The sequence below is a fragment of the Pseudarthrobacter sp. 01T43 genome, assembly GCF_056398665.1.
Window position 1 is genome coordinate 89,563 of the sequence record NZ_JBFTPV010000004.1, and the last position, 12,171, is coordinate 101,733.

At 60.9% G+C, this 12,171-nt stretch carries 10 protein-coding genes; 5 read left to right on the top strand and 5 right to left on the bottom strand.

The genetic code is table 11. The features are described from left to right. Positions 1-50: 50 nt before the first annotated feature. The gene (locus AC1DIM_RS06160) at positions 51-1,271 is read right to left on the bottom strand and encodes an FAD-dependent monooxygenase (RefSeq protein ID WP_477709610.1); all 1,221 of its coding nucleotides are present in this window, start codon (positions 1,269-1,271) and stop codon (positions 51-53) included. 865 nt (positions 1,272-2,136) lie between these two features. Here AC1DIM_RS06160 and AC1DIM_RS06165 point away from each other — a divergent pair. Further along, positions 2,137-5,898: a YobI family P-loop NTPase gene (locus tag AC1DIM_RS06165; protein ID WP_477709611.1), complete on the top strand. Its 3,762-nt coding sequence runs from the start codon at positions 2,137-2,139 to the stop codon at positions 5,896-5,898. Positions 5,899-6,087: 189 nt separating this feature from the next. Here AC1DIM_RS06165 and AC1DIM_RS06170 read toward each other — a convergent pair whose 3' ends face one another. The 3 genes from AC1DIM_RS06170 to AC1DIM_RS06180 all read right to left on the bottom strand — a co-directional run bounded on the left by AC1DIM_RS06170 (position 6,088) and on the right by AC1DIM_RS06180 (position 7,945). Further along, positions 6,088-7,107: a tyrosine-type recombinase/integrase gene (locus AC1DIM_RS06170; protein ID WP_477709789.1), complete on the bottom strand. Its 1,020-nt coding sequence runs from the start codon at positions 7,105-7,107 to the stop codon at positions 6,088-6,090. 170 nt (positions 7,108-7,277) lie between these two features. Then, positions 7,278-7,493: a helix-turn-helix transcriptional regulator gene (locus AC1DIM_RS06175; protein ID WP_477709612.1), complete on the bottom strand. Its 216-nt coding sequence runs from the start codon at positions 7,491-7,493 to the stop codon at positions 7,278-7,280. After that, entirely contained in the window at positions 7,490-7,945 is a 456-nt protein-coding gene (locus AC1DIM_RS06180; RefSeq protein ID WP_477709613.1) for a winged helix-turn-helix domain-containing protein, read from the bottom strand. Before AC1DIM_RS06180 ends, AC1DIM_RS06175 begins: the two co-directional genes overlap by 4 nt. On the opposite strand from AC1DIM_RS06180, the gene AC1DIM_RS06185 reads away from it, so the two are divergent. Beyond that, on the top strand, positions 7,944-8,276 hold the full coding sequence (locus tag AC1DIM_RS06185; protein ID WP_477709614.1) for a hypothetical protein: 333 nt from the start codon (positions 7,944-7,946) through the stop codon (positions 8,274-8,276). The two genes, AC1DIM_RS06180 and AC1DIM_RS06185, sit on opposite strands and share 2 nt — an antisense overlap. A gap of 507 nt (positions 8,277-8,783) precedes the next feature. On the opposite strand, the gene AC1DIM_RS06190 is transcribed toward AC1DIM_RS06185, so the two are convergent. Continuing rightward, positions 8,784-9,107 (bottom strand): ArsR/SmtB family transcription factor, encoded by a 324-nt coding sequence (locus AC1DIM_RS06190; RefSeq protein ID WP_320536155.1) that lies wholly within the window; start codon positions 9,105-9,107, stop codon positions 8,784-8,786. Between the two features lie 281 nt (positions 9,108-9,388). Here AC1DIM_RS06190 and AC1DIM_RS06195 point away from each other — a divergent pair, with 281 nt between their 5' ends. From AC1DIM_RS06195 to AC1DIM_RS06205, 3 genes are all read left to right on the top strand, one after another. Continuing rightward, positions 9,389-10,198, top strand: a complete 810-nt coding sequence (locus AC1DIM_RS06195) for a hypothetical protein (protein WP_477709615.1) — start codon at positions 9,389-9,391, stop codon at positions 10,196-10,198. A gap of 122 nt (positions 10,199-10,320) precedes the next feature. Beyond that, positions 10,321-10,974 carry a hypothetical protein gene (locus AC1DIM_RS06200; protein ID WP_477709616.1) on the top strand — a complete coding sequence of 218 codons (654 nt, stop codon included), beginning with the start codon at positions 10,321-10,323 and terminating at the stop codon, positions 10,972-10,974. 260 nt (positions 10,975-11,234) lie between these two features. After that, complete coding sequence (locus tag AC1DIM_RS06205) at positions 11,235-12,083, top strand: C40 family peptidase (protein WP_477709617.1); 849 nt, start codon at positions 11,235-11,237, stop codon at positions 12,081-12,083. Positions 12,084-12,171: the final 88 nt, after the last annotated feature.

A 12,171-nucleotide genomic window follows, 5' to 3' on the forward strand; every position in this document is an offset into this window, starting at 1 on the left:
GGTATCGGGCGTTCAGTTGACCAGCGACTCCGTCCGGCTCCGACGTGGCCTCACATCATGGGCCGCTGCTTCCCGGCGTAGTCTTTCACCGTCATTGAATCGGCCAGGCGCAGACCTTGGTTGCTGAGCCGAGCCACGGCCCTTAGAGGGCCGGCGGGCAGGTGGGAGATCAGCCGGGCGCTTTGGGCAAGTGTCCACACCTGCGCCCGGCTGGCCGGGATCAGGGTCCGGGCCGCGCGGCGGGCCAGCGATCGGCTGCCCCGCACGTACTCGCCCATTTCCCGTTCACAGGCGATGAAAGCACGCTCACAGTCGCCTTCGGCCGTGGCCAGCTCGCCCGCCAGCACGTAGGCCCCGACGACGGCAAGGCTCGCGCTGCCGCCGACGACAGGACCGGGGCAGTAGCCGGCATCGCCCACGAGCGTGACTCGGCCTCGCGACCAGGTCTCGATGGTCAGCTGAGTGATCGCGTCGAAGTAGAAGGCCGGAGCTTTGTCAAGTTCGTCCAGCCACCGGGTGACCTCGCCATCCATGCCGGCGAAGACCTCGCGCAGCAGCTCCTTCTGTCGGGCATCGTCGTGGTGGTCGTACACGAGCGGGCGCTCCGTGCGGAACAGGAAGAGCGCCCTGGCATCGTCCATGTGCTGGGCGCTGTAGGTTGCCGCCAGCCGGCCCACGTCCAGATAGGCGATCCTGCGGCGGTCGAGCCCCAGGTAGTTGGGTAGGGAGAACACTGCCAGATGGGCCCCGAGGAAGGAGCTGAAGTGCCTCTCGTCCCCGAAGACGAGGCTCCGCACGTTCGAGTGCAGCCCGTCGGCGCCGACGATCACGTCGAAAGACCGCGGCTCGGCGTGTTCGAAGGTGACCTTGCCGCTCTCCGCGGAGACTGTGGCGATGGAGTCGCCAAATACGTACTCGACTTCGTCCCGGGTGCTGGCGACCAGGATCTCGCTCAGGTCGTCGCGCATGATCTCGACATGCCGGTCGGAGACGGCGTTGACGATCTTATCGATCTTCACCTCGACGGGGCGCTTGGCTCCCGGAGTGAAGATGGTTGCCCGGTTGATGCCTGTCGCCTTGTCTTGGACCTGGGTCAGCACCCCCATCTGCTCGAGGATGTCCAATGCGGGTCGAAACAGGTCTACAGCATGCCCACCTGACTTGCGGAGCCGGGGGGCGCGTTCGACCACGGTCACCGTGTGGCCGTATCGGCTGAGCCAGTACGCCGCAGCGGGGCCGGCGATGCTGGCGCCGGAGATGAGGATCCGCATTGCCCATCGCTCGATTCCTGTTTGCCGGGGAGAGATGACAAGACGGCGGTCAGACTCCCGGAGCTCGGGAGAGGATGCGGACCCGCCTCGCGAATCGTCCCGCCGGAACGCTCCACCAGATGGCGCGTCAGAACATCCCCACCTCAGTGTAATCATGGTGAGCGTTCGGCGGCGGACATTCTGTCGCCTAAGCGAGCGGCTCTTAATGCTCGCAAGCCGGTCCGCTAGCGTGTTTCCTCATGGGCTTTTCTGCCGTCAAATGGCTGTGCAGAGGAGTAGTGAAATTTGTGCAGACGACTTCTGAAAGCGACAAAGGAACGCCGGAACGCCGCGAGCCAGCGATTCTCATAACCATGTGTCGAAACCTCGCGGTTGAATCGGCGGAGGTACTGACCATTTAGTTACGAGATGCCGTGGAGCGGTCGTGAGCAAGCTGATCGGATACGCGAGGGCATCGACCAGAACTCTTGCGATGGCACGATCGAAGATGTCAGGAGTTCGAATCTCCTTAGCTCCACGTTGAAGGCCCTTTGACCTGCGGAAACGTTGGGTTGGAGGGCCTTTCTCTTGCCCGTTATTGGATCCAGCCGACGTTTACCCGACGTTTTGGGCAGGAATCCAGATGCGGGCGCTGACGCGACTTGCAGGTCGCGGCGCCGGATAGGGGCTTCCGTGCCAAACCATATGCCAGGGGGCCGTTGCATGCTACGGGCGCCAGGTTTGGCTCGCTTGGTCATCGGAAGGACGAAGCGTCGTGGGGCCGCAATTGTCACGATAGGCTGAAGCAGCACTGAAAGGAACGTGATTGGGCCAAAATCAGGGGGAACCCGCGCCTGACAGGGCACAGACGTCTGAGGGGGAGGAAGTGCCCGAAGCAGGAGGTCACTGGCACGCGCTCGAGGATCTTGGCCCACATTACAAACCTGAACTGCACGGTACCTACCTCCGCGCCCTTGTCGAAGGTATTGAGGGCTGCAATGCCACGAATATTGCCTTGTCCGGAGCGTATGGGGCCGGAAAGAGCAGCATTCTCGACGGTCTGGTTCAGCGCTATGATGCTCAGACCGTCCAGGTGTCCCTTGCGACGGTCCGTCCTCCGGGTTCGGCAAGCGAAGTTACTCTAGTCACTGCCAACGAACTTCAGAAGGAGATCGTTAAGCAGATCCTCTACGTAGTCGATCCAGCAAAGACCCCCGCTTCACGGTTCCCGCGAGTCACCCGGTTCCGCTGGGCGCGAGGCCTGTGGTGGGCCTTGACTGCCGGGCTTGCCGGAATCGCCGTGCAGTGGCTCATTACGATCGTGATCGCGCTTGGACAAGGGCCGCTCCGGCTGAAATGGATGCCCGAGGCCTACGTGCCGACCTTCTTGGCTTCCTCGCTGATCGTTTTTCTATTGTTGCGACTAACCAACGGCCGCTGGGCAATTAGCGACCTTACGGCAGGGCCGGCCAAACTCACGCTCTCAGACAAAAAGGGTAGCTACTTCGACGACTACTTGGACGAGATCGTCTACTTCTTCCAGGCGTCGCGGAAGAGGATTGTGATTCTCGAGGATATGGACCGGTTCAGCAACGTGGAGGTCTTCGAAGATCTTCGCGCGCTTAATGTCCTCCTTAATCACGCGGCGCAGCTGAAGTTTCCGAAATTACACGGCATGCGGCACCTCTACTACCAAATTACCGGCCACATGCCTGGGCATGCTGACTTTAATCCTCGCAATGCACAATCGAGTTTTTTTAGCGGTCCCATCGTATTCGTCTACGCGATCCGTGACTCCCTCATCACAACGAAGACTCAGTCGACGGACGACGTTCGGCACGATGCATTCGGGCGCACGAAATTTTTTGACCTCATCGTCCCCGTCGTGCCGTTCATTACAAAGCAAAATGCCCGGGGTGCCCTCAGAAAGGAGCTCGACCTCCTTGCTGCCGGCCAGAGCGAAGATGTTACGACCGCAGAACTCCCCAGTGATGAGCTGGTCCGAGCAATCGCACAGTACTTCCCGGATCAGCGTCAAATCCGAAACATCCGCAACGAGTTCAGCATGTACCGTGACCGGCTCCTGCGTCCGGGCCATCACCCGGCCGAACTCACGCCGGATCGACTACTCGCTCTGATCCTCTACAAGAACCATGAGGTCGCTGATTTTGAACGGATCCGGCTCGGTGAAGGGCAACTCCACCGTGTCCTAGATCTGTCACGTGAGCTCATTGCCACGAATTTAGAGCGCATCAATGAACTGCTGAACGGTCCCACTGATCACCTGCACGAGGAACATGCCCGAAAACTGGGAACCCGTGTATTCGCGCAAGCCGGCGCACTCGGAGTACCACTTCAAAAGCATGTTGCGTCCCAGTATTCGACAAACTATCAGGCACTCACGGAAGCAGAACTGCAAGATTTAGAACTCTGGCGTAAAGTCGCCGCCGGTGAAGCTATCTTGTTCGTCCAGCAGCGCTACCTTAACCGCGGGCAGCTTGAAGCGGCGTTCGACATCTCGTTGAATTTTGCCGCACAGACCCCTGCTCCAGTTGACGTAGACGAGCGTAGGCTGCTGGAAAAGGACCGGGCCGAACTGGAGCAGGCGACGTGGGCCAAGCTATGGCAGTCGCCTCAATTCACGTTGGCACAGCCCATAGAGAGCGTTGGTCGACAGCACGATAGCGGCGTAGCCGACGTCGAGCGATCGTTCGCGCAGATAGTTGTGGACGTCCTTGGTGAGGGGCTCTCCGCCGACCTCATTGCCGGAGACCTCCTCACACAGAATTTCGCTCTACTCAGCGCCACTTTCGACGTCGAGTTCCTCAGCGTTGACGCGCAGGACTTTGTTACACGAGTGTTGGAACAGCCAGGACGGCGTGCCCTTGACTTCGTCTCATTTGCTTCAGTCGAGCAGGTGCTTGTGGAGAARGGCGACTCCATTCTCGAACGGGCGGGCATGGTCAACATCCATGTCCTTGCCTACCTTGTCGCTCACCGACCGGATGTTGTCCATCGCGTCACGGCGCAACTCCGAAGCTGGACCCAACAGGACCGGGCTGTGTTGCGGGACTACTTCCAGAGGTACGGAGCTGATGCCCCAGTAGACTCTCAGAACGACATGGTGGGCTACCTTGCCAAGTTGGCTCCCAGCATAGTTGCGTTTATCGCCACGGACTCGGCAGTACCCCATGACTTACGCCCGGCCCTGTTCGATACCGTGATCGGCAGTGTGCGTCCTGGTGGTTTGCCAGATGAAGTTGCCTCCGATCCAGCCGTGCAGCAGTATGCCGCGGAGAATCAGCAATCGCTATCGTCGCTGACCAACGTGGGCGAAAGCGCGAAGCAGGCAGCTCACTGTCTGGCCCAGCTCAATGTCCGGATCGCTTCTATCGGTCCTGTTTCGCTCGCCGCAAGAGATGTGCTCGTGCCCAATGGCATGTTTTCCATGAGCATGTCGAATCTTCGAGTCCTTACAGACCTGGGCGACGAGGCTCTCGTGTCGCTCGAGCACATCAGGGAATACCACGATCTGTACGAGGCCACGCTGCCCAGGATTCGTGAGTACTTGGAGCTTCGTGATGATGACGGTGCAACACTGATCACAGTCCGCGCACCTGAAGCCCTCGAAGCAATCCTCGCCGACCTAGTCAAACACGTCGGCGACAGCAGCGACGGCATGGAGATTCTTCGGCAAGTCGCTTCGCGTTCGTCGCCAGAAGCGACCGTCGACACCGTCGACAGCCTCGAGGGACCCGCGCAAGATGCTCTTCTTTTTGAACAGCGTGCCCGGCCGACGACAGACAACCTGTTCGCCCGTATGTCTTCGGCTGGAAGAATCACCGAATCGATCGCATACGCTCTGCACCAGCGCCCCCGGCCGACGATCTCGGCTGACGCTTCGGCCGAACTCGTGAATGGGATCATCAAGGCGTCAAAGTCGTATCCAATTCTTCTAACCGCCGATACGATCGGCGAATTCTTGGAAGAGGCTGCCGGCTCCGTCGCCTTAGAAGCAGATGCTGTGCTTCAGGCAGAAGAGTCTGTCGCCCTGCGACTCATCAGCGACCAGTTGATCGACGTCGTTCAGTTGCGTCGGGTCGCGGATCAGACATCGACTTGGGCAATAAGGGAGGCTCTGCTGGCCAGCGTCCCTGCGCCGGATGTCAGCGAGGTTACCAGACTGGTCAAGGCCGATGATGTCAGCGCTTTCATCTCCAGTGCGCGGATTTCGCTGCCCGTCCGCGCAATGTCGCTGTCGCTGCTTGACCAGTTCCTGGCGGGCACGACCCGGGCAGCCAACGCAACGGCAATAGTCGAGCACCTCGTTAGACACCAAGTGGATACGAACCTGGCTCAAGTTCTCGACCTCGCCCGCGCCGGCGCGAACCGTGCGCTCCTTCTCGACCTACTCGTCCGACAGCCTGCCCGATCTGAGCTTCCCGACGATGTGGCCACCGTCCTCAACGTCCTCGGGGGTGACTATGCTGCTCTTCTCGATMGGCAGGTCTCCAAGTCACCAACGTTCGCCTCAGGCGTTGCCACCAGCCAGTTCCTGCACTATATGGCCGACCTTGGCGTGATTCGGATGAGGGATGTTGGAATCAATGGACGGCTCCGAGTGCAACGTCTGTACCCGTACGGGTAAGTGTGCCTCCCCAGCGGTGTGCCACTTCAGCCATTCGTAACCGACCTGATGCATAGGAACGGCGAAACGGAAGGTCCGGAGCGCCAGCACGTGCCGCGCGGGTCTAAGGCTGAGCCACGAACTAATGTCCCGGCCGTACACAACGGTTGTGTTCTCAGCCCACGTGGGAACTGGAGTTAGTGCAAGACGTCACTTGACGTGACCATCGCCTTGTTCCTGGCTCCCGAATCGCTCGAGTGCATCGGTGAGATCGGGGGATTCCGTGGCTTTTGCGATGTAGTGCTTTTCTGTGATGGCTGTTCCCGAGTGACCGAGTTGCGCCGCGGCGTGCTTTGAGCTGTACTCGTGGTCAATCAGCGTGGCAACGGATTTCCGGAAGACGTGCGGAGTGACCCATTCATAGGGGGACCCCGCCCGGGCGTCCCGCCATTGCCTGCGGAAGTTGTGTGGGCTGCGAACGGTTCCTGTGGAAGACGGGAACAACATGTCTTCGGGCTTGGGCTGCTCGGCTGCTTGCTTGCGTCGGAGTGTTTGCGCGGCAAAAGGTGGCACCTTCATCGTGCGGAAGCCGGCTTTTGTCTTCGGATGGTCTTGCCGGTAGGCGCCGCGGCCTTTCTCCATGACGACAGTACCCGAGACGGTAATGGTTGGCGGTTCCGCTTCGAGGTCGAGGTCCTGCCAACGGATGGCCAGGACCTCGCCAATTCGGGCGCCCGTTGCAAGGAAGATATCGAGAACGTCCAGTAGATCTGTGGCACGCGGACGTCCTTGGTGTGTGGGGTCCTCTTGCCACCTGGCAATGACAGTTCGGAGCTTCTGAACGTCTTTGACCGATAGAGCCATGACGTCCTTCTTTGCGACCTTGATGGGTCCGACATCGCGGACTGGATTGCTGTGAAGGGCATCGTGCCGTACGGCTAATCCAATGATTCCGGTGAGGACTATTTTTGAGTGCCGGGCTGTGGCTGGATGGTCGACGGCAACGTTTTTCAAGAACCGGTCGAGCCTGCCCGTCGTTAGTTCGTTGAGCCGCAGGCCCGAAAGGGCAGGCGAAACGACTCGGTTGTACGTGTCTTTATAGCCATCGATGGTCCGGCGGCCAGCACGGCCGCTGCTTTCGATTTCGGCGAACCAAAGTGTGCTGAGCTCAGAAAGTCGCATGCTGCGGGAAATCTCGGATTGGACCGGAGATTGACGGTCCTTCAGCATGGTCACCAGGGCTCGCTCCGCGCTGGCCCCGGTGTCACCCCAAGCTTCCGCTGCACGTGTTATGCCGTCTGTATCCCGGTATCTGGCTGTGGCTCGCCACCGGCCGCTTGGGAGTTTCCGACGGCGGATCTTGCCCCATGTGCCGAGCGGCAACGGAGGTCTTGGTGACATCAAGCCTCCAAGCGCGAGGACAACCAGGAGTCGTAGTCTGTACGGCTGATCCGCAAATGTCTACCGATTCGGTAGGCGCGGGGCCCGAGGTGTTTCACCCGCCACTGGTAGAACGTCTGCTCTGGAATCTGTAGCTGGGTGCAGATGTCCTTCGGGGTCAGCCATTGCTCGTCGGCAGTTTCTGCGCTGTTACTGCTTTCTGGGGTCGTGGTCATGTGGTTCTCCGTCGTTGATGCCGGCCCAAGGGCGAGGTCTGTTCCTGATTCATGGGAGCAGGGTATTGGGACGACATGACGGATACGTGGAAGCTTGCCGCCAGCGCTACGGCGTTCAGCCGGACGTGCTCGGGGGAAGCGCTGAACTGAGCTGATGAGTGTTGCACGAGGCCGGCATCTCGAAGCAAGTGGAGGTGCCGGCGGACGTTCGACGGCGACGTGTGGAGATTGGTGCCGATGGTGCCACAGCTCGAGGGACCGTTCCTCAGCAGGAAACGGACGATTCGGCTTCGCGTTTTGTTCATCAAGATGCTCGACATGGAGACCATAACCTGAGGAAAAGAAGAATTGCTTGTAGACGGGTCTACACATGCAGGGTACTCCCATTGGGTGTCATGTTGGAAGAGTGCGGCATTGGAAATGATCCTCACAGGACGTGAGGAGTTTGCCATGCAAGATCACCCACAGATCAAGGCCCTTGCCGAAGCGGCTTTGGCTCTCCGAGCCGAACGGTACTGGCACTACGGCTCGCCAGACGAGCGCGTCGAATTTCTGCGGGCCCTTGGAGATGTGCTGACTGAGGTCTCGTACCACCTGGACGCGAATGCCGTGGTGCCGCCGGCGGTCCTGGAGGTGTGGCAGGATGCGGCGGTTCCAGGGATCCGGGACCTACCACTGCCGCCGTCAGCCGCGTCAGTTCTGATGTCTTGTCTTGACCGTCGAATTGAGGAACTGATTGCCGCGCCGGAAGACTCACGGAATACTGGGGCGGAGGGAGGCTGAAGCGCCTGGCGGAGCCGTCGGCCCCGGAACTGCTGATCGAGGGGTAGACGATGCGGACTGACGAGACGGGGCGTGGCGACACGTTGTCTCCCCAGGCCCAGCTAGCTCGTCGCCTGAATTTGCTGCTAGACGTCGTCGTTGCTGAACGCGGAAGGCCCGTGACATTCCGGGAAGTACAGGCCGAGCTCGAGGCTAAGGGCATCAAGTTGTCCCGCGCGCGGTGGTTCTACATGAAAGAGGGGACTGGACGTCTAGTCAGCGATCCGGTGCTATTGGGTGGGCTGTGCAACATCTTCAACGTCGACCCCTCCTACTTGACCGGTGCCGACGCCGAATTGCCCGAGCGGATCGATTCGCAGCTCGAGTTCGTGAAGTCCCTCCGTGCGGCCCGGGTGAAGTCTTTCGCCGCGCGTACATTGGGTGACGTATCGCCTGAGACGTTGAAAGCCATTTCTGAATACCTCAACAGGGACATTGGACGCCACCCGGGAGCGGAAGCGGCTGCAGTCAGTCCTCCAGAAGATACTGAAGATGAGCCGCCAATAGCTCCTTGATCCTTGCCGAGTTAGCTGAATACCGCGGCGACCGGCCATGCCGCCGGCCCGGTTCCACATCCACCACGATGGCGCCAGATTCCTCCAGCGCAAGAAGGTGTTTCGCTACGCTTGGCTCGCCGGCACTGACTGCTTCTACGATGTCTCCGCGGGTGGCCGGACCGTGCGCTGAAAGATAACGCAGGATCTCATTGCGGGACCTGTTGCCGAAGGTCGCGACGGCAGCTTCGACGTCGGCCGACCATGCGGCGTCGTGAGGCTGCGTAATCCTGGGCATGCCACCATTCTTACCGAACGCCGATCGAAAAGTAAGACCCGGAACCTTGACGATACTTTAACTATCCTTGACAATAGTTTGCATAGCCTTCGTGTAGTCGTGGTTGGCGCCCTGTGGGTGGCCACTCTTCGCGGTCAGCAGTGCTGACCGCGGACATATTAAATCGCGAGTTGAAGCGGTGAAGACCAATGCGAGTCGAAGCCCGGGCGAATCAAGCCCAACAAGAACAAGTCAACCAAGAAATCATCGATGTTTCCCTGCGCGCTGCCCCAGAGTCCGCCGTGCGTTCCGTCCCGGTCGATCAGATTATGGTGGCCGTGGACGGGGTGCAGCGCTACGTCGTCTCGCACTTGTCGCGCATCGGGCGTGCGTGCGATGTGGACGACGTCATGCAGGACATCCGCGTGGCCGTCTGGGATGGAGTGACGCGAGGTCATTACCGGCAGCTGCCCGGGGTACCGTTCGGCGCGTGGGTCCAGGGTGTGTGCGCGAACGTATGCGCGGCACACATCCGCCGGGAGATGACCCACCAGACGCTACCGCTGCTCGTGGAGCCAGAGGCCGATGGCTGTCCGTCACTCGACGCTGTGACGGTGCTCAGCATGGACCGTGGGGCTGATCGAAGCGCTGAGAAGTTTGTCGATCAGCAGTGGGCACGCACCATCATCGAACTGACCCGGGAGAGCGTTCCTAGGGGAGTGTGGGAGCTTGCCGTCGACAGTCTTACCGGGCCGCGGCGGTACGGTCCGCCGTCGCCGCAGGACCGCCGGCGGTGGCATGCGGCGACGGTGGTCCGCCAGACGGCGAGGACTGTTCAAAGCGCGCTGGAGGTTGACCTCGCCAGCATCCGGAGCATCCGGGACGTCTGCGAGCATGCAGCAGAGTGCTTGCCGACGCCGGTTCTCCGCCGCACGGCGGCAACGATTGTTCGTCCAGACGTCCGGGGACCGGAGCGAACCAGGGCTGTACTGGCGTTGGCTTCCGAGCTTGGCGTCACGGAACGCTATGTGGCTGTCCAGATCGGCTTTGCCCGGCGCTTGTATCAAACCTCGTGGCGGATTCTCCGGGCTGGAATGCGCTCCCCTCGCTGAGTCATGTCCTTACCGGCCGTTCAAAACATGAACGGGACGTGGAAGGTGGAAAGTTGTTCTCGCTTCGAAATGGACTGTCGAGCCTGGGTCGACGCTGGCGATGGTGCCTTCTGGCAGTCGTCATGTTCGGCGTCGCCGTGGTGTTGTGGACTCTTGCACGGCCACTGGTGGGGCCCGCGGTAGAGCCGGTTGCGCCGCCGTCGAACGGCCCGGCCGGGGATAGTCCGGTTCCGACGCACCCGGGCCCGCAAAGGGAAACCCCGACGGCGGCTCCGGCCATTTCGGGGCCCGTTCCGGATGGTGCCCCGCGCACCACCGATTTCCGGCAGCTCGCTTCCGCGGCAGCGATGGCGATCTATTCGTGGGACACCCGGTCGTCGTCGTACTCGGAGGTTTACTCGCGGGTCCGCGCATGGTGGCATGTGCTGCCGGACGGCTCCAATCCGCTGGCGGTGCTGGTGCAGGAGTTCGAAGCGACAGGCGTCAACGCCGGATCCTATGTGACGTTGGCCAGCCAGCAGGCATACCGCTCGGCCAGTGTTGAGTCGTTGACGTGCGACGGCGAGCTGGTGAAGGTACGCGAACAGCCGGCTCCGTGGGTGGGGCTGCATGTTTGCACCGTCTCCCTTCAGGTTCTGGAACAGTCGACGGCGACGCGGAACGCGTACACGGCCCCTGTCAGTGTCATGGTGAACTGCCCGCCCGCTTCCATGGCACCGCCTGATCGTTGCGTCATGGTCGCCTTCTACGCTTCGCCTAGCAGGATCGTGTACTGATGCCTGCTGCTGTGCTGCTGGCGGGGCTTGCTAGGCGTCGGGCTATTTGGCGGGCAGTGGTGGCAGCGGTCTCAGCGCTGTTTCTGGCGGGTGCCCTTGCGTTCTGCGCCGCGGTCGCTGTGCTCGGGGTCAATTCAGCAAAGGCGGCGTCTGTCTGCTCACCAGCGTCCTTGGGTACTTCGCCTGTCGCCAGGGCACCCGCTGCGATTGTCCGCGATGGCAGCCAACCAAGCCGGAATCTGAGCGCCCGACAAACGGCTGTGGCGGAGGAGTACGTTTCAATCGGAAAGCAGTTGGGAATACCTTGGGATGGCCAGGTCATTGCGATCATGGTGGCCTTGCAGGAATCCAGCTTGAGGGTCCTGGCAAACGCGAACGTGCCCGATTCGCTTGGTTACCCGAATGACGGGGTCGGCAGAGACCACGATTCTCTGGGTAGTGCCCAGCAGCGGCCAGCGGCAGGCTGGGGGAGCGTTGCTCAACTGATGGATTCCGCGTACAACGTGCGGGCTTTCTACGGCGGGCCAACTGGCCCAAACCGCGGGACTCCACGTGGGCTGCTGGATATCCGTGACTGGCAGTCGATGACCAAAGGCCAAGCTGCCCAAGCGGTCCAAGTGTCCGCGTTCCCGGAACTGTATGAGCGCTGGGAGGGTCAAGCCGCTGCGATTGTAGACGCGCTCGACGACGGGGCTGCGCTGGCGCCGTGCGGTGAAACGCCTAGCGTGCCTGTGGTCCCAGAATCCGCAAATCTGAGCCAGATCCGCAACGACATCCTGCGGTTTACCAATGAAGGTGTCGGTGGCGCTTACGTATGGGGTGGGACCGCCTTCAAAGCATGGGACTGCTCCGGCTACGTGCAGTGGATTTATCGGCAGGCCGGCATCAATCTCCCTCGAGTCGAGCAATGGCGCGTCGGTGTGAGAACTGACAATCCCCAGCCCGGAGACCTGGTCGTCCAGAACGCCCAAGGGCCGAACAACTGGGGACACGTTGGCATCTTTGCCGGGGACGGCATGATGTGGAGTGCGCTCAATCCTTCGGTGGGGACGCTGCTGCATCCCATAGCTTGGAATTCGGACACGGCGTACTTTGATCTCTTGCGCTAAGAACGTAACTTACGAGAGTGGCCACGATGGCGACGGGTCCGACGGTTTTCAGCTTGTCGTGAAGAGAACTTAGGGTTGCCGAGAACGC